At 36.0% G+C, this 18,681-nt stretch carries 19 protein-coding genes; 1 reads left to right on the top strand and 18 read right to left on the bottom strand.

Features of this window, described 5'->3' with window-relative positions:
• Window positions 1–45 precede the first annotated feature (45 nt).
• The 5 genes from OZP13_RS01485 to OZP13_RS01465 all read right to left on the bottom strand — a co-directional run bounded on the left by OZP13_RS01485 (window position 46) and on the right by OZP13_RS01465 (window position 9,971).
• Entirely contained in the window at window positions 46–1,752 is a 1,707-nt protein-coding gene (locus OZP13_RS01485; RefSeq protein WP_281298394.1) for a C40 family peptidase, read from the bottom strand.
• A 253-nt stretch (window positions 1,753–2,005) separates the two neighbouring features.
• Entirely contained in the window at window positions 2,006–4,273 is a 2,268-nt protein-coding gene (locus OZP13_RS01480) for an aconitate hydratase (protein ID WP_281298393.1), read from the bottom strand.
• Between the two features lie 126 nt (window positions 4,274–4,399).
• Complete coding sequence (locus tag OZP13_RS01475; RefSeq protein ID WP_281298392.1) at window positions 4,400–7,171, bottom strand: bifunctional aconitate hydratase 2/2-methylisocitrate dehydratase; 2,772 nt, start codon at window positions 7,169–7,171, stop codon at window positions 4,400–4,402.
• A 353-nt stretch (window positions 7,172–7,524) separates the two neighbouring features.
• Window positions 7,525–8,478 carry an AAA family ATPase gene (locus OZP13_RS01470; RefSeq protein ID WP_281298391.1) on the bottom strand — a complete coding sequence of 318 codons (954 nt, stop codon included), beginning with the start codon at window positions 8,476–8,478 and terminating at the stop codon, window positions 7,525–7,527.
• Between the two features lie 62 nt (window positions 8,479–8,540).
• The gene (locus OZP13_RS01465) at window positions 8,541–9,971 is read right to left on the bottom strand and encodes a peptidylprolyl isomerase (RefSeq protein ID WP_269241948.1); all 1,431 of its coding nucleotides are present in this window, start codon (window positions 9,969–9,971) and stop codon (window positions 8,541–8,543) included.
• 460 nt (window positions 9,972–10,431) lie between these two features.
• Between OZP13_RS01465 and OZP13_RS01460 the strand changes: the two genes are divergently transcribed.
• Window positions 10,432–10,971, top strand: coding sequence for a hypothetical protein (locus OZP13_RS01460; RefSeq protein WP_281298390.1), 540 nt, complete (start codon window positions 10,432–10,434; stop codon window positions 10,969–10,971).
• 56 nt (window positions 10,972–11,027) lie between these two features.
• Here OZP13_RS01460 and carA read toward each other — a convergent pair whose 3' ends face one another.
• The 13 genes from carA to rplR all read right to left on the bottom strand — a co-directional run bounded on the left by carA (window position 11,028) and on the right by rplR (window position 18,677).
• Window positions 11,028–12,128: a glutamine-hydrolyzing carbamoyl-phosphate synthase small subunit gene (carA, locus tag OZP13_RS01455; RefSeq protein ID WP_281298389.1), complete on the bottom strand. Its 1,101-nt coding sequence runs from the start codon at window positions 12,126–12,128 to the stop codon at window positions 11,028–11,030.
• 274 nt (window positions 12,129–12,402) lie between these two features.
• Window positions 12,403–12,912, bottom strand: coding sequence for a 50S ribosomal protein L17 (gene rplQ / locus OZP13_RS01450; protein ID WP_269241945.1), 510 nt, complete (start codon window positions 12,910–12,912; stop codon window positions 12,403–12,405).
• A gap of 33 nt (window positions 12,913–12,945) precedes the next feature.
• Window positions 12,946–13,938 carry a DNA-directed RNA polymerase subunit alpha gene (locus OZP13_RS01445; protein WP_132006235.1) on the bottom strand — a complete coding sequence of 331 codons (993 nt, stop codon included), beginning with the start codon at window positions 13,936–13,938 and terminating at the stop codon, window positions 12,946–12,948.
• 21 nt (window positions 13,939–13,959) lie between these two features.
• Window positions 13,960–14,565 (bottom strand): 30S ribosomal protein S4, encoded by a 606-nt coding sequence (gene rpsD / locus OZP13_RS01440; protein ID WP_281298388.1) that lies wholly within the window; start codon window positions 14,563–14,565, stop codon window positions 13,960–13,962.
• Between the two features lie 92 nt (window positions 14,566–14,657).
• The gene (gene rpsK / locus OZP13_RS01435) at window positions 14,658–15,041 is read right to left on the bottom strand and encodes a 30S ribosomal protein S11 (protein WP_281298387.1); all 384 of its coding nucleotides are present in this window, start codon (window positions 15,039–15,041) and stop codon (window positions 14,658–14,660) included.
• A gap of 8 nt (window positions 15,042–15,049) precedes the next feature.
• Window positions 15,050–15,424: a 30S ribosomal protein S13 gene (gene rpsM, locus OZP13_RS01430; protein ID WP_073370546.1), complete on the bottom strand. Its 375-nt coding sequence runs from the start codon at window positions 15,422–15,424 to the stop codon at window positions 15,050–15,052.
• A 2-nt stretch (window positions 15,425–15,426) separates the two neighbouring features.
• Complete coding sequence (gene ykgO / locus OZP13_RS01425; protein WP_073370549.1) at window positions 15,427–15,543, bottom strand: type B 50S ribosomal protein L36; 117 nt, start codon at window positions 15,541–15,543, stop codon at window positions 15,427–15,429.
• 11 nt (window positions 15,544–15,554) lie between these two features.
• Window positions 15,555–15,770: a translation initiation factor IF-1 gene (infA, locus tag OZP13_RS01420; protein WP_007136545.1), complete on the bottom strand. Its 216-nt coding sequence runs from the start codon at window positions 15,768–15,770 to the stop codon at window positions 15,555–15,557.
• Between the two features lie 4 nt (window positions 15,771–15,774).
• Window positions 15,775–17,121 (bottom strand): preprotein translocase subunit SecY, encoded by a 1,347-nt coding sequence (secY, locus tag OZP13_RS01415; protein ID WP_281298386.1) that lies wholly within the window; start codon window positions 17,119–17,121, stop codon window positions 15,775–15,777.
• Between the two features lie 13 nt (window positions 17,122–17,134).
• The gene (gene rplO, locus OZP13_RS01410; RefSeq protein WP_269241942.1) at window positions 17,135–17,587 is read right to left on the bottom strand and encodes a 50S ribosomal protein L15; all 453 of its coding nucleotides are present in this window, start codon (window positions 17,585–17,587) and stop codon (window positions 17,135–17,137) included.
• A 10-nt stretch (window positions 17,588–17,597) separates the two neighbouring features.
• The gene (gene rpmD / locus OZP13_RS01405) at window positions 17,598–17,780 is read right to left on the bottom strand and encodes a 50S ribosomal protein L30 (RefSeq protein WP_027310825.1); all 183 of its coding nucleotides are present in this window, start codon (window positions 17,778–17,780) and stop codon (window positions 17,598–17,600) included.
• Window positions 17,781–17,792: 12 nt separating this feature from the next.
• Window positions 17,793–18,320, bottom strand: a complete 528-nt coding sequence (rpsE, locus tag OZP13_RS01400) for a 30S ribosomal protein S5 (protein WP_035668102.1) — start codon at window positions 18,318–18,320, stop codon at window positions 17,793–17,795.
• A 6-nt stretch (window positions 18,321–18,326) separates the two neighbouring features.
• Window positions 18,327–18,677, bottom strand: coding sequence for a 50S ribosomal protein L18 (gene rplR, locus OZP13_RS01395; protein WP_026707004.1), 351 nt, complete (start codon window positions 18,675–18,677; stop codon window positions 18,327–18,329).
• Window positions 18,678–18,681 lie beyond the last annotated feature (4 nt).

Here is an 18,681-nt window from a genome sequence, read left to right as displayed (position 1 = left end):
AAGAATATATTCTAATGGTCTATTTATTGGATTACACAACAAAGCTTACAACACCCGATTAATCTGGGCCAAATTCCTCTCGTAATAGGATTCTTTGGTAGAAGAAATAATCACGCCACCGTGAGTTGCAGAATGAATGAATTTAATTTCGCCATCAAGAACTTCGACCACCATTCCTACGTGATTGATTCGGCCGCTTCCGCGGGTTTTGAAGAAAATTAGATCCCCTTTTTGGGCACTTTGAGCATCAACCCTAGAACCGTAAGAAGCCATTTCCATGGACGATCTTGGCAACTTGATATCGTAACTACTAAAAGTGTAACACATCAATCCCGAACAATCGAATCCGGCTGTGGTCGTTCCACCAGAGCGGTACCTTGTTCCAATATTTTCGGAAGCTTTGGAAATCAGTTGATCTACAAATGCAGCATCAAAAGTTCTATTGACATTAGAGACGAAATCCTTGTTGTCTGATTCTTCTTTTGCCACAACTGGCTCGACAGCTGGAGACTTGGTTTCCATCACTTTCGAAGTACTAATTTTGAGTATGGAACCAACCAATAGTTTCTTTGCAATATTTGGGTTTTGCTTTTCCAATTCGGCAACCGTAAGTCCGTATTGTTTGGCAATTCCGTACTTGGTTTCTTTTGGCAAAACTTCGTGGGTCATTTCGGTTTCCGGCTTCTTGTCTTCAATGATGACTTGTGGCACAACAGCAACATCTTTTTCGGTTTTAATTTCTTTTTTCTCCACCGTTTTTTCCACTACCGAACTCAAATTACCCTCTGCTTTTACCGGAACAACAATCTTTTGACCAGCTTTTAAAGGCTTTTTTTCTAAATCCGGATTGGCTTTTTTTAGTTGAGAAACCGTTATTCCATATTGTTTTGCGATGGAATAAAAAGATTCTTTTGGCAGAACTTCTCTGGTGATTCCAGACTCTGGATTCTTTTCTTCAACAACGGTTTTGGGCAAGACTGCAATCTCATTTTTAGTTTTTACCTCTTTTTTTTCGACAACTTTATCCACAGTCGAAATAGCATTAGCATCAGCTTTTACGGGGACAACAATCTTTTGACCTACTTTTAAACCTTTAGACCCTAAAGTTGAATTGGCCTTTTGCAAATCGGCAAGCGTGATTCCATATTTTTTAGCGATGGAATACAACGATTCTTTAGGCAAGACTTCATATTCAATTCCTTCGTTTGGAATTTCTTTTTTCTCTTCCACTTTTGAAGCAACAACTACTTCTTCTTTTGGAATATTTTTTTTGGAACCGTTTGGATTTTTTGGTTCGATTGCTTTTTCAGTCACTTTGGTTACCGCCAAATCTTCCAAAGCCGTTTCGGGAATCTTTATTGTTTGTCCAATCTTCAATCCTTCTTTTTCCAGACTTGGATTGATTTTGTATAAATCTTCTATAGAAACATTGAGTTGTTTTGCAATCCCGTAAAGCGTCTCTTTCGGTAGAACTTCGTGTGTTTTTTCAGGATGATTGCTTGAAATATCAGGAGAGGAAACGGTAGTATTCTTTTTGTTTTTTGTTGGAATCAATAAAACCATCTTCGATTTAATTCCATTGGCAGCATCAGGATTGAGTTCATAAATCGCCGATTGTTTTACATTGTATTTCTGTGCAATTTCACTGATTGTTTCGCCCTTAGAAACAGTATGTTGTTTGTATTTTTCTTGCGAAAAAAGACTCATACTACTAAAAAAAACAATCAAAAAAAGGCACTGATAATACTTCATAAACGTAATTTAAATTTAAACTTTTACCGCACCAATTTTTTAATTTTCAATGCGATAGAAAACTGTAATTATTCGAAAATTGAATAATTGTTTCACTTTAACGGCAAAAGCTGTCAAAAAAGTACAACACAAAACAAATTTAAACTTAAAATATGAATTTCGCAATTTTTAAACAACTCTTTATATTCAATTTAACAAAAAAAACACCCTGTAAGAACAGGGCATTTATAAAATTTAAAAAGCATGAAATTAATTATGCATTGGCTTCGGCAGCAATCAAATTCAATGCTGAACCCGCAACAAACCAACCAATTTGACTTGCATTATACGTATGGTTTGCCAAGATACTGTCTTTAGAACCATCTGCGTGAACGAATTCTAAGGTCAATGGTTTTCCTGGAGCAAAATCAACCAAGTCCACGAAGTTGATGGTATCGTCTTCTTGAATTTTGTCGTAGTCTGCTTCATTCGCAAAAGTCAATCCAAGCATTCCTTGTTTTTTCAAATTGGTTTCGTGAATACGAGCGAATGATTTTACCAAAACCGCTTTAACACCCAAGAAACGAGGTTCCATTGCGGCGTGTTCACGAGAAGAACCTTCACCATAATTGTGGTCTCCTACAACAACTGAAGGAATTCCAGCTGCTTTGTAAGCACGAGCCACAGCAGGAACAGCATCGTATTCTCCCGTTAATTGGTTTTTAACTGAATTTGTTTTTTGGCTGAATGCATTCACAGCTCCAATCAACATATTGTTTGAAATATTGTCCAAGTGACCACGGAAACGCAACCAAGGCCCGGCCATAGAAATATGATCCGTGGTACATTTTCCGAAAGCTTTGATAAGCAATTTAGCTCCCATAATATTTTTTCCGTCCCAAGCTTCGAAAGGTGCCAAAAGCTGCAATCTGTCTGAAGTTTCACTTACCAAAATTTGAACGCCCGAACCATCAGCAGCTGGCGCTTGGAATCCGTTATCTTCAACTGCAAAACCTTTTTTAGGTAATTCATCACCATAAGGCGCAGTCAATTTCACTTCTTCGCCATTGTCGTTAATCAAAGTATCTGTCAAGGGATTGAAATCCAAACGACCTGCAATCGCCAATGCAGCCACCATTTCTGGCGAAGTTACGAAAGCGTGGGTATTTGGATTACCATCGGCACGTTTAGAGAAGTTTCTGTTGAAAGAGTGAACGATGGTGTTTTTCTCTTGCTTGTCAGCTCCTGCCCTGTCCCATTGTCCGATACAAGGCCCACAAGCATTGGTAAATACTTTGGTACCCATTTTTTCGAAAGTAGCGATGATGCCATCTCTTTCAATTGTATATCTAATTTGCTCCGAACCCGGATTGATACCAAATTCCGCTTTTGGAGTGATTCCGTGTTCCACAGCTTGGTTTACGATTGACGCAGCACGAGCCATATCTTCGTAAGAAGAGTTGGTACAAGAACCGATTAATCCCCATTCCACTTTTATTGGCCATCCATTAGCCGCAGCTTCTTCTTTCATTTTGGAAACCGGCGTTCCTCTGTCGGGAGTAAAAGGCCCATTAATGTGTGGCTCCAATTCCGAAAGATTGATTTCGATTAATTGGTCAAAATATGTTTCGGGATTGGCATACACTTCTGGATCGGCAGTTAGGTAAGAAGCTACTTTGTCGGCAGCATCGACCACGTCTTGACGACCTGTTGCAGAAAGGTATCTTCGCATTGACTCGTCATAACCAAAAGTTGATGTTGTCGCACCAATTTCGGCTCCCATATTACAGATAGTTCCTTTTCCGGTACAAGACATTGAAGTAGCTCCTTCTCCAAAATATTCAACAATAGCTCCTGTTCCACCTTTCACGGTAAGAATATCGGCTACTTTAAGGATTACGTCTTTTGGTGCCGTCCAACCCGATAATTTTCCAGTTAATTTCACACCTATTAATTTTGGAAATTTCAATTCCCAAGACATTCCCGACATTACATCCACAGCATCGGCACCACCAACACCGATAGCCAACATTCCCAATCCTCCTGCATTTACGGTATGCGAATCGGTACCAATCATCAAACCTCCAGGAAAAGCATAGTTTTCCAAAACGATTTGGTGAATAATTCCTGAACCTGGTTTCCAAAAACCAATTCCGTATTTATTGGACACTGAAGAAAGGAAGTCGAAAACTTCTTTTGATTGTGTATTGGCTGCAGCCAAATCAAATTCGGCGCCATTTTTGGCCAAAATCAAGTGATCACAGTGAACGGTTGTTGGTACGGCAACTGTTTTCTTTCCAGCATGCATGAATTGCAACAAAGCCATTTGAGCCGTTGCATCTTGACAAGCTACTCTGTCTGGAGCAAAATCTACATAATCCACACCTCTTTTAAAAGTTTGGGTAGGTTGTCCTTCCCAAAGGTGAGTGTATAAAATTTTCTCTGTCAATGTTAGGGGACGACCGACAAGTTCACGTGCTTTGTCCACTCGAGTTGCCATATTTGCGTACACTTTTTTAATCATTTCAATATCAAATGCCATAAGATTTATATTATTTGGATTTGTAATACATTTTTGAACATCACAAGTTACAAAAAAATTGAGTACAAAAAAAAGCCTGAGTCATTAGACTCAGGCTTTTAAACTATAATTAACTAATTATGTGAATTATTTAACCAATAACTTATGAGAAGGTGCAAACTTAGTCAGGTTGATACCTTCTACCGCCATTTTATATTCTTCAATTGTTGGAGTTCTACCCAAGATTGTAGATAATACCACAACCGGTGTAGAAGAAAGTAAAGATTCTCCTTTTTTACCTTCTGTATCTTCTACGACTCTTCCTTGGAAAAGACGAGTAGATGTTGCCATAACCGTATCTCCTTTGGCTGCTTTTTCTTGGTTACCCATACAAAGGTTACAACCTGGACGTTCTAGATACAACATTTTTTCGTATGAAGTTCGTGCCGCAGCTTTAGGAACATTATCGTCGAATTCGAAACCAGAATATTTTCTTAAAACATCCCAATCTCCTTCGGCTTTTAGTTCATCTACAATATTATAAGTAGGTGGTGCTACTACAAGTGGCGCTTTAAACTCTACTTTACCATTTTGCTCTTCTATGTTTTTAAGCATCTGAGCAAGGATTTTCATATCCCCCTTGTGAACCATACAAGAACCAATAAATCCAAGGTCAACCTTTTTGTCTCCACCATAGAAAGAAAGAGGTCTAATTGTATCGTGAGTATATCGTTTAGAAATATCAGCATTATTTACGTCTGGATCTGCAATCATTGGTTCAGCAATTTGATCCAAATCTACAACAACTTCAGCGTAATACTTAGCGTTTGCATCTGGTCTTAGTGCTGGTTTTTCACCTGATATAATCTCGGCAATTCTCTTATCAGCAATAGCAATCAACCCTTTAAGGACTTGATTTTTATTGTCCATTCCTTTGTCGATCATGATCTGGATTCTACCTTTCGCCATCTCAAGAGATTCGATTAAAGTATAATCCTCAGAAATACAGATAGAAGCTTTTGCTTTCATTTCTGCAGTCCAATCCGTGAACGTAAATGCTTGATCCGCATTAAGAGTTCCTAAGTGAACCTCAATGATTCTTCCTTGGAATACATTCTCTCCACCAAATGTTTTTAGCATCTGAGCTTGTGTAGCGTGAACCACGTCACGGAAATCCATATACCCTTTCATATCTCCTTTGAAAGTTACTTTCACAGATTCTGGAATTGGCATTGAAGCCTCTCCAGTAGCCAATGCAAGAGCAACAGTTCCTGAGTCAGCACCAAAAGCAACACCTTTTGACATTCTTGTATGAGAGTCACCACCGATGATGATAGCCCATTCGTTTACAGTAATATCATTAAGTACTTTATGAATTACATCCGTCATTGAATGATAAACACCTTTCGGGTCACGAGCCGTGATTAATCCGAAGTCGTTCATAAATTTCATCAATCTCGGAATATTTGCCTTAGATTTATTATCCCAAACTGAAGCAGTATGACAACCTGATTGGTATGCACCGTCAACGATTGGAGAAATCACGGTAGCAGCCATAGACTCTAATTCCTGAGAAGTCATCAAACCAGTTGTATCTTGTGAACCAACAATATTTACGGTAACACGAACGTCTGAACCAGCGTGTAAAATTTTACCCGGAGTTGTTCCAACCGCATTTTTATTAAATATTTTTTCAACTGCCGTAAGACCTTGCCCTTCAACAGAAACCTCTTTTGACGGAGCATATACAGGCACAATATCAACACCTAGAGTCTTTGATGCAAATGTTTGCAATTTTTTTCCAAACACGATAGCATAAGACCCACCAGCTTTTATAAATTCGATTTTCTGAGGCGTGAATGCTTTAGAAATATCAATCAATTCTTTATCTCCGTTGTAAAGTTTCTTAGTTTTTGTGTTGATAGTAAGAACAGTACCTGTAGCCACAGAGTAAACTTCTTCAAGAATAGGATCACCACTTTCATTAAGAAGAGGTTTTCCATTTTCGTCTAATTTTTTAACCCAGTTTTTAAGATCCAAACCAATACCACCAGTAACATCAACAGTTGTTAGGAAAATTGGAGAAATACCGTTTGTTCCCGCAACGATTGGAGCAATATTAATAAATGGAACATAAGGACTTGCTTGTTTTCCAGTCCAAAGAGCCACGTTGTTTACACCTGACATTCTTGAAGAACCTACACCCATAGTTCCTTTTTCAGCAATTAACATCACGCTCTTATCAGGATTCGCTGTTGCCAATGCTTTGATTTCAGCTTGTGCTTCAGGAGAAATTAAACATTTTCCATGCAATTCACGATCTGAACGAGAGTGGGCTTGGTTTCCTGGAGAAAGTAAATCAGTCGAAATATCTCCTTCACCAGCAATAAAAGTAACTACCTTAATTTCTTCTGCAATTTCAGGTAATTTAGTAAAGAACTCCGCCTTGGCATAGCTTTCTAAAATATCTTTGGCAATTACATTTCCGTTTTTGAAAGCCTCAGCTAAACGATCTGTATCGGCCTCATAAAGATAAACTTGTGTTTTCAAAACTTCAGCAGCTTGCTTAGCAATAGTAACATCATTACCTAAAGCTAAATCAAGTAATACCTTTATAGAAGTTCCACCTTTCATGTGTGACAACAACTCTAAAGCAAAAGCAGGGGTAATTTCAGCAACTACTGATTGACCAAGCACGATTTCCTTTAAAAAATTAGCTTTCAAATTGGCAGCAGGAGTAGTTCCTGGAACAACATTATAAATAAAAAATTTAAGAGAATCAACTCTATTTGCGTTAGCCAAATCTTTGATTTGTTCAATGATTTCGCTTAGTAATTCAGCACCATCAATCGGCTTCGGGTGAAGTCCCTGAATTTTGCGTTCTTCGATTTCCTTGATGTAATCGTTATAAGTATTCATAATGATGTCTTTACAATGTTAATAGCAGATTTTCTCGATTATTTCAAAATCAAAAAAACCACAATATTAGTTTTTTTAATTTGTGATGCAAACTTAAGAATTAAAGATGAGAATTTAAAAAAATCAGCAAAAGATGCCATTTAAACCATAATATTTATAAATAAAATAAATATTATGTGTTTTATTGAAAAATTCTGAAAAACTGAAAGATTATTTGTGTAATTACTACTTTAGAAGACAAAATTACCTTTTTACCCTGATTGCTTTTTCGTTTTTTTCTAAATTATAACACCAAATATGTGATATTACAGGAGACAAACGGTAAATTGGCATTTTACGAATAAAACAACTTCTTAAATTAACTTGTCAATAATCATTTCTTCGGTAATTCCTTCAGCATCGGCTTTGTAGTTTTTGATGATTCGGTGACGAAGGATTCCTGTAGCAACGGCTTTCACGTCTTCGATATCAGGAGAGAATTTTCCATTGAAAGCTGCATTGGCTTTGGCTGCCAAAATTAAATTTTGGGATGCTCTTGGTCCTGCTCCCCAATCCAAATAATTTTTTACAAATTCGTTGGACAAAGCATTATCAGGACGTGTTTTACTGACCAAAGTAACCGCATATTCTATAACATTATCAGCTACAGGAATTCTACGAATCAAATGTTGGAAATCAATTATTTCTTGGGATGTAAACAACGGATTTATTTTGGAATTCAAATCGGCAGTAGTTCTTTTAACCACTTGAACTTCCTCCTCAAAAGATGGGTAATCCAGTTTGATAGCAAACATAAACCGATCTAATTGAGCTTCTGGCAAAGGATAAGTTCCTTCTTGCTCAATCGGATTTTGGGTAGCCAATACAAAATAAGGCAAATCTAATTTATAATTATGACCAGCTATAGTAACCGAACGTTCCTGCATCGCTTCAAGCAAAGCCGCTTGGGTTTTTGGAGGTGTTCTGTTGATCTCGTCAGCCAGAATAATATTCGAAAAAATAGGCCCTTTTATGAATTTGAATTGGCGATTTTCATCCAATATTTCACTTCCCAAAATATCCGAAGGCATCAAATCAGGGGTAAACTGGATTCTTTTAAAATCCAACCCAAGTGCCTGCGCCAGCGTGTTCACCATCAAAGTTTTTGCAAGTCCAGGAACTCCCACCAAAAGTGCGTGTCCACCAGAAAAAATACAGAGCAGGATTTGATCTACCACCGCATCTTGACCCACGATAATTTTGGCGATTTCACTTTTTAGCTCATTCCTTTTTTGAACCAAGTTATGTATTGCAGCTACGTCTGACATATTAAGAGGTTAGAAGTTAGAAGTTGGAAGTAATCTTGATACTTAATACTCGTATCTTAATACTACTTCTTAAGCCAATTGTTTGTAAAAGCACAATCTCTGTACTCTCCGATAACTTTAATGTAAGTATCTTTAATTTTATCGTCAAACCATTTCCCGATAGCTTTTATTTGCTTTTCTTTCAATGCCAAATCTTTTATTTTGGTATAATCCTTGGCGTAATCAGCTGTATGATCTTCTATTCTATTGGTAACGGTAATCAACTTGTACTTTTTCTTTCCTGATTGGTCTTCATCCAATATTGGCAATGAAATTTCATTTTCTTTTAAATTTGAAATCTGACCGTACAAAGTAGGCTCCATTTTTGTCAATTCGAAACGGGTGTCTTGGGTTCTTGGATTGATTAAAGCTCCACCGTTTGCCCTGGTTTCTTTTTCGTCCGACATTGTTTTTGCAGCTTCGGCAAAAGTAATTTCCTTGTCTTCTATTCTTTTTCTAATCAAGGTTATTTTTTCTTTGGCAGCCTTTAAATCTTCGGATGTTACTGCTGGTATCAATAATATATGACGCAATTCAACATCCTGTCCTTTGATCTTTTCAACATAAATAATATGAAAACCAAAATCTGTTTCAAAAGGCTCGGATATTTCACCCTCGGCAAGGCTAAATGCCACTTCCTTGAATTCTTTTACAAATTGTGTTTTTCGATTCATTTTATAATAACCTCCTGTAGCTCTAGAACCCGGATCTTGGGAATACAAAACCGCTTTTGTGGCAAAACTGGAACCTCCTTCTTGAATTTCTTTTTTGAATTCTTTCAACTTGTTGATTACTTTTTGCTTCTCGGCATCCGATACTTTTGGAGTAACGACAATTTGCGCAACTTCCATCTCGGCTCCAAAAACAGGAAGATCAGCTACAGGAATTTTTTTGAAAAAATTACGAACTTCTTCCGGTGTTATTTCAACACCGTCAATGATTTTCTTCTGCATTTCAGAAGTCAATTTTTGTTCTTTCAAAATATCAAAGAAATAAGTTCTAAAATCCTCTTCAGAGCTTTTCTTATAATATTTTACCACCTTCTCCATAGAACCAATTTGTTCCACCATATAGTTCAATCGCTCTTCCATCAAGGATTTCACCTCAGAATCGGTAACCTTCAAACTATCCTGCACGGCTTGGTGGGCATACAATTTATCTTCCATTAATTTCCCCAACATTTGGCATCTCGTAATGTCTTTTATGGAACCGCCTTGACTTGAAATCTCCAAGTATGATTTGTCAATGTCCGAATCCAAAATAATGTAATCACCCACTTTTGCAATTACTCCATCAATTTTTTGCTTTTGCCCTGTATTGGTTTTTTTAATGGTATCAACTGCAGTTTCCTTGATTACTTCTTGAGCTATGGCGATACCGCTTGAAAATAGTAAAAGAAAAGCAAGTGCAATTTTATTATTAATGGATTTCATTCGTCTTGATTTTAAAAGCATTATTTTTTTGATATTTTATTTTAATTATAAATTACACATAAAACTAAGATCAGATTCAATTTTGTATACCTGATAAATTTTGACCAAATATACGCTTTAAGAATCAAGATAAAGCACTGTTGACCGCAACAATTTCTTTCCAAAGTTGTTGAAAAACAAAAATAACAATTCAATCACATAATACAAGTTTCCGTAGGAGTATTAACAAAACTTTATAGACATTTCTAGCTGAATTTCGAAATAATTCAGATAGTTTTACAATCAACTAATTCCAAATAATGAAAGCTAGCAAATTTATTCCCATACTTTTATTTATTTCGCAATTTGGATTTTCGCAAACCGAAAAGCCTATAAAAGGGAAAGTTTTATGTGATAACCTACCACAATCCAAGGCATTGAAGTCGTCAATTTAGTTTCCGAAAAAAACACAATCACCAATAGCAATGGCGAATTTTCAATTTTGGCAAAAGCCGAAGACATGCTTGTTTTTATTTCAAAAAAGTATGATTACAAAAGGGTTTTATTAGATAAAGAGTTTCTTGACAAAAACAGTTTTATAATTTTACTGACACAAAAGCCAGAGGAACTTGAAGAAGTTGTTGTGGTCACAAAAACAGCATTTCCAAAAATAAAATTTGATAAAAATATTGCTAGCCAATTAAATATTGAAAAAGCTGCAAAAAACCCAAAACCATATGGCGTTTATGATGGAACTATAGAAAATGGCATAGGAATGATTATAAATTTATCAGGCAATCGAAAAAAAACGAAAGAAATTAAATTTAAAGAATTGGCCACAGCGTCTTGTACCCAAGATTATTTCAACAAAACATTACAATTAAAACCTGATGAAGCAGCCCTTTTTCTAGAATTTTGTGATGCTGACCCTAAATCAAAAACAATTTTAGAGAACAACAGTAACCCGTTAACTTTAATGGATTTTTTGTTTTCCAAAAATGAAGAATTCAAAAAACTTACCTCTGTCAAAAAAAGTGAATAAAAAAAAGCCGCCAAAAATTGACAGCTTTGTATTCGAACAAACATCCATAGAGGAGTTTATTTTTTTATGTTTTCAATAAATTGATCAAACAAATAAGACGAATCGTGTGGTCCAGGACTTGCTTCTGGGTGGTATTGAACAGAGAAACAGTTTTTCTCTTTCATTCGCATTCCCGCCACAGTACCGTCATTCAAATGAAGATGCGTGATTTCTATGTCAGGATTATTGTCCAACTCTTCTTTGTTTACGGCAAAACCGTGGTTTTGAGAAGTGATTTCTCCTTTTCCGGTAATGATATTTTTAACTGGATGGTTGATTCCTCTATGTCCGTTGAACATTTTATAAGTGGAAATTCCATTTGCTAAACCAATAATTTGATGCCCTAAACAAATACCAAATAAAGGCTTGTCGTTTGCCAAAATTTCTTTGGCAACTTCAATCACACCAGTAAGTGGCTCTGGATCCCCTGGTCCGTTCGACAAGAAAAAACCATCTGGATTGAATGCCGCCAATTCAGAATATGTAGAATCGTATGGAAAAACTTTGATGTAACAATCTCTTTTGGCAAGGTTGCGAAGAATATTGGTTTTGATTCCCAAATCCAAAGCAGAGATTTTATAACTTGCATTTTCATCACCAAAGAAATAAGGTTCTTTGGTAGAAACTTTGGAAGCCAATTCCAATCCTTTCATATCCGGCACTTTAGCCAAAGCTGCTTTTAGTTCTTCAATTGGCGTTCCGTCAGTACAAATTACCGAGTTCATCGCTCCATTGTCGCGAATGTAGCTCACCAATCCGCGCGTGTCAACATCAGAAATGCAGATTAAGTTTTGTTTTGTAAAATAGTCTTCCAAACTTCCTGAAGCGTCTTCACGAGAATAATTGAAACTGAAATTTTTACAAACCAATCCAGCAATTTTAATGCTGTCAGATTCGATTTCTTTGTCATTTACTCCGTAGTTCCCAATGTGGGCATTGGTGGCCACCATAATTTGTCCAAAATAAGAAGGATCGGTGAATATTTCTTGATACCCCGTCATTCCAGTATTAAAGCATACTTCACCAAAAGTAGTCCCTGAAATTCCTATAGATTTTCCGTGGAATATAGTTCCGTCGCTTAATAAGAGTATGGCGCTTTTTCGTGTTGTGTATTTCATTCGTCGTAGTTATTGTTTTTTAATGGTCTCTTGGAACTTCACAATGCTTCGTTTCATCAGTAGTTAAATATTTTGCAAATTTAATTTTTTAAAACAGTGGATGCAACGTTTTTTTAAAATTTATATTTTTTTGAAGCATTTCTTATGGATATCAAAATTTTTAATCCGTAAAAAATGTATTGAAAACAGAATATTTTCGCCCCAAAAAATCAAAAAAAAAGGACAAACTAACAAAAGTTTATCCTTAATTTTTATTGAATGATTATCTTCATAATTATTCGGCAGCCTCTGATGAAGTTTCAGGTTCAGCAGCAGGAGCTTCTGTTTCGGCAACTGGAGCTGCAACAGCTTCATCTGCTTTCTTGGCTTTGCCACCACGACGGCTTTTTGCTTTTTTAACTTCTTTTTTACCTCCGTTGTAAAGTTCATTGAAATCTACCAATTCGATCATTGCCATATCAGCATTATCTCCTAAACGATTTCCAACTTTAATGATACGAGTGTATCCACCTGGACGGTCACCCACTTTGGCAGCTACGTCCCTGAACAAGTCAGTTACGGCATATTTGCTACGTAAGTATCCAAAAACGATACGACGGTTGTGAGTCGTGTCAGCTTTAGATTTTGTTATTAATGGCTCAACAAATTGTTTAAGCGCTTTTGCCTTAGCAACAGTAGTGTTAATACGTTTGTGCTCGATAAGAGAACAAGCCATATTAGCCAACATAGAACTTCTATGTGCAGTCTGTCTGCTTAAGTGATTGAATTTTTTTCCGTGTCTCATTGCTATGTAAATTTAAACCTTTGAAGGTTTAGATTATTCTTTATCTAGTTTGTATTTTGCTAAATCCATTCCGAAGTTCAAATTTTTAATTGCCACTAGTTCATCTAGTTCAGTTAAAGATTTTTTACCAAAATTACGGAATTTCATTAGGTCATTTTTATTGAAAGATACTAAATCTCCAAGTGTGTCAACTTCAGCCGCTTTTAAGCAATTTAATGCTCTAACAGAAAGATCCATATCAACAAGTTTGGTTTTAAGCAATTGTCTCATGTGCAATGACTCTTCGTCATAAGATTCTGTTTGTGCGATTTCGTCAGCCTCAAGTGTAATTCTTTCGTCAGAAAACAACATGAAATGGTGAATCAAAACTTTGGCAGCTTCAGTAAGGGCATCTTTTGGATTGATTGAACCATCAGTTTTAATTTCAAAAACTAATTTTTCGTAATCTGTTTTTTGCTCTACACGGAAGTTTTCAATAGCATACTTAACATTTTTTACCGGAGTAAAAATAGAGTCAGTAAATATAGTTCCAATTGCAGCATTTTGTTTTTTGTTCTCTTCAGCAGGAACATATCCTCTACCTTTTTCGATTGTTAAGTCGAAATGTAGTTTGATTTTAGGATCTAAATTACAGATAACAAGTTCTGGATTCAAAACTTGGAAACCTGAAATAAATTTCTGGAAATCACCGGCTGTCAATTGATCTTTACCAGTAACCGAAATAGTAACTGATTCATTATCTATATCTTCGATTTGACGTTTGAAACGTACTTGTTTAAGATTAAGAATAATTTCGGTAACGTCTTCAACAACTCCTGAGATAGTAGAAAACTCATGATCTACACCTTCGATGCGAACCGACGTGATTGCATAACCTTCTAATGCTGAAAGCAAAACTCTTCTAAGTGCGTTACCAACCGTCAATCCATAACCAGGTTCCAAAGGTCTAAATTCGAATTTACCTTCAAAATCGGTTGAATCGATCATGATAACTTTATCGGGCTTCTGAAAATTAAATATTGCCATAAATTTCGACTAAGTCAATTATTATTTGTTGTACAACTCTACGATTAATTGTTCTTTAATGTTTTCTGGAATTTGAAGTCTAGCTGGCACAGAAACGAAAGTACCTTCTTTTAATTCATTGTTCCATGTAATCCATTCATAAACATGACTTGAATTTGATAAAGAACGTTCGATAGCTTCTAATGATTTAGATTTTTCACGAACAGCAACTTTATCACCAGGCTTAAGGTGGTAAGAAGGAATATTTACATTTTCACCATTAACAGTAATATGACGGTGAGATACGATTTGACGTGCACCTCTTCTAGAAGGAGCAATACCCATTCTATAAACTACGTTATCTAATCTTGCTTCACACAATTGTAATAAAACTTCACCAGTAACACCTTTAGTAGCTGATGCTTTTTCGAATAAATTTCTGAATTGTTTTTCTAAAATTCCATAAGAATATTTAGCTTTTTGCTTTTCCATTAACTGGACAGCATACTCAGATTTTTTTCCTCTTTTTTTAGCCATCCCGTGTTGTCCAGGAGGGTAATTTCTTTTTTCGAAAGCTTTGTCGTCTCCGAAAATTGCTTCGCCGAATTTACGTGCGATTCTTGTACTTGGACCAGTATATCTTGCCATTTTAATTTGTTTAAGATTGAGATTATGAATTCAGGTCTTATCCTTCGATAATCGTTGTTCAATCTAGGTTATACTATAAATTGTTTTGAGTATTAAACTCTACGTCTTTTTGGAGGACGACATCCGTTGTGTGGCATTGGAGTAACGTCGATGATTTCGGTTACTTCAATTCCACCGTTATGCAAAGAACGGATAGCAGACTCACGTCCGTTTCCTGGTCCTTTTACATAAACTTTTACTTTTTTAAGTCCTGCTTCTAACGCTACTTTACTGCAATCTTCTGCTGCCATTTGAGCTGCGTATGGAGTGTTCTTTTTAGAACCTCTGAAACCCATTTTACCTGCTGAAGACCAAGAAATAACATCACCTTTCTTGTTTGTCAAGGAAATGATGATGTTGTTAAAAGTGGCACTAATATGAGCTTCACCCGTTGATTCAACGATAACTTTACGTTTTTTTGCTGTTGCTTTAGCCATATTACTTATTATTTAGTTGCTTTTTTCTTGTTGGCAACAGTTTTTCTTTTACCTTTTCTTGTTCTAGAGTTGTTCTTAGTTCTTTGTCCTCTTAATGGAAGACCAGATCTGTGACGGATACCTCTATAACATCCAATATCCATTAAACGTTTGATGTTTAAGGAAACTTCTGAACGTAGTTCACCTTCAATTTTGAAAAATGAAACAGCTTCACGAATTGCTCCGATTTCGTCATCATTCCAATCTTGCACTTTTGTATCTTGGCTAACTTGAGCTTTTTCTAAAATCTCAACTGCTCTACTTCTACCAATTCCGAAGATATAGGTTAAAGCGATAACTCCTCTTTTGTTTTTTGGGATGTCTACCCCTGCTATTCTTGCCATAACTATCCTTGTCTTTGTTTAAATCTAGGATTCTTTTTGTTGATTACGTATAATCTGCCTTTTCTTCGTACAATCTTGCACTCGGCACTTCTTTTTTTAACTGATGCTCTTACTTTCATTTTGAATATCTTTAATATCTATAAGTAATTCTTGCTTTTGACAAATCATAAGGACTCATTTCCAGTTTCACTTTATCACCAGGTAATAATTTGATGTAATGCATACGCATTTTTCCAGATATATGAGCAATTACAATATGTCCATTTTCTAACTCAACACGGAACATTGCATTTGACAATGCTTCTATAATTGATCCGTCTTGTTCTATTGCTGATTGTTTTGCCATAAGATTAAGCTACTGCTTTTCTATTTTTACCACTTTTCATTAGACCATCATAATGTTTATTCAACAAGTATGAATTGATTTGCTGAATAGTGTCTATTGCGACACCAACCATAATTATCAATGACGTTCCTCCAAAAAACATTGCCCAAGATTGTTGTACATCCATAAGACTAACTACAATGGCTGGGAACACAGCTATCAAAGCAAGAAATAAAGAGCCTGGAAATGTGATTAAAGACATCACTTTGTCAAGAAAGTCAGAGGTTTCAACTCCCGGTCTAACACCTGGAATAAAACCACCACTTCTTTTTAAATCATCAGACATTTTGTTAGTAGGAACAGTGATTGCAGTATAGAAGAAAGTAAATACAACTATTAAAGTTGCAAAAACAAAATTATACCAAAATCCGAACATATTACTAAAAGCACCAACGATTGATTGTGAAGCATCTGATTTTGACAATCCTGCTACTGCTGCAGGAATAAACATAATTGCCTGGGCAAAGATGATTGGCATAACACCAGAAGCATTTAATTTTAATGGAATCCATTGCCTGTTACCACCCATCATATCTTTTTCAAAATCACCAGAAGTAGTACGACGAGCATACTGTACAGGGATCTTTCTAACTGCCATTACTAGCAAGATACAAGAAATGATAACTAACAACCAAACAATAATTTCAACAACCAACAACATAGGACCACCGTTATTATTGGTAACCCTTGCTGCAAATTCTTGAATGAAAGCTTGTGGAAATCTAGCCAAAATACCAACCATAATTAATAGTGATATTCCGTTACCAATTCCTTTATCAGTAATTTTTTCTCCTAACCACATGGCAAATATTGTACCTGTAACTAGAATAACTACTGAAGAAAACAAGAATTCGAAAGAATTAAATCCTAACAAGAAAGCATTACTAGGCAATGTTCTATAAAGATTGTAAATGTATCCAGGTCCTTGAACCAATGTTATACCAATTGTTAACCAACGAGTAATTTGATTGATTTTTTTCCTGCCACTTTCTCCATCGCTTTGAAGTTTTTGCAAATAAGGAATCGCAATTCCCATTAACTGAACAACAATCGAGGCAGAAATATAAGGCATGATACCCAATGCAAAAACTGAAGCTTTAGAAAAAGCACCACCAGTAAACATGTCAAGAATTGAACCAATTCCCTCTTTTGTTTGTCCGGCTAATCCAGTCAATTGTGTAGCATCAATACCAGGAAGCGTAACATGTGCTCCAAAACGATAAACCAAAAGAATACCCAAAGTAATCAGGATTCTATTTTTTAGTTCCTCTATTTTCCAAACATTAATTAGTGATTCAATAAATTTCTTCATCTTAATCGGAAAATTAAATGGTTACAGCTTCTCCACCAGCAGCTTCAATAGCAGCTTTTGCAGTAGCAGTAAATTTGTGGGCAGTTACTGTTAATTTTGCTTTCAATTCTCCTCTTCCTAAAATCTTAACGATTTCATTTTTGGTAGCCAAACGGTTAGCAACATAAACAGTCATGTCAACTGCATCAGTTACGATACCATTATCCACCAATAATTGAAGCGTGTCAAGATTCACACCTTCGTATTCTTTACGATTGATGTTTGTGAAACCAAACTTAGGCACACGTCTTTGAAGCGGCATTTGTCCACCTTCAAAACCAATCTTTTTAGAATAACCAGAACGAGATTTTGCTCCTTTGTGTCCACGTGAAGCGGTACCACCTTTTCCAGAACCTTCTCCTCTACCCAATCTTTTATTTTGATTGTGTGTTGACCCTTCAGCAGGTTGTAAGTTACTTAAATTCATAACGTATTTGTTATTTAGCTTCTTCAACAGAAACTAAGTGTTTAACTTTATTTATCATTCCAAGGATAGTTGGATTTGAATCGTGTTCTACAACTTGACCCATTTTACGAAGACCTAAAGCCTCTAATCCTCTTTTTTGAGTAAGGGGACAGTTGATTTTGCTTCTAACTTGTTTTACTAATAATTTAGCCATAATTTCCTTGAATTAACCTTTAAAAACTTTTTCTAAAGAAACGCCTCTTTGTTTTGCAACAGTATAAGCACTTCTCATTTGTAATAAAGCATCAAAAGTTGCTTTTACCACGTTGTGAGGATTTGATGATCCTTGAGATTTTGACAATACATCATGTATTCCAACTGACTCAAGTACTGAACGAACAGCTCCACCTGCAATAACTCCAGTACCATGAGAGGCAGGAATCAAGAACACACGAGCTCCACCAAATTTACCTTTTTGTTCGTGAGGAACAGACTGACCATTCAAAGGAATTTTTACTAAATTTTTCTTTGCATCTTCCACTGCTTTCGCAATTGCTTCAGAAACGTCTTTAGATTTTCCTAATCCGTGACCAACTACTCCATTTTCATCACCTACAACTACAATAGCAGAAAAACCAAATGCTCTACCACCCTTTGTAACTTTAGTAACACGATTAACACTTACCAAACGATCTTTCAATTCAAGACCACTTGGTTTTACTAGCTCTACATTCTTGTATTTACTATTAGACATACTATATTAGAATTTAAGTCCAGCCGCTCTCGCGCCTTCCGCTAATGATTTAATACGACCGTGATACAAATAACCTCCTCTATCGAAAGTTACTACTTCAATCCCGGCTTTTAACGCTTTTTCAGCAACAAGTTTTCCAACTGCTGTTGCAACTTCCACGTTTGTACCTTTTCCTATTTCTTTTTCTCTTGAAGAAGCAGCCAATAAAGTAACTCCGTTTACGTCATCAATAAGTTGAGCATAAATTTCTTTGTTACTTCTAAATACAGAAAGTCTTGGATTAGTGGCAGTACCACTAATTGTTTTTCTAATTCTGAATCTGATTCTCTGTCTTCTTTCAGGTTTTGTTAATGACATAATG

It is taken from the genome of Flavobacterium limnophilum, assembly GCF_027111315.2.
GTDB lineage: Bacteria > Bacteroidota > Bacteroidia > Flavobacteriales > Flavobacteriaceae > Flavobacterium > Flavobacterium limnophilum.
Note: the sequence above shows the minus strand (reverse complement) of the source record. Positions and strands in the feature narration are given on the sequence as shown.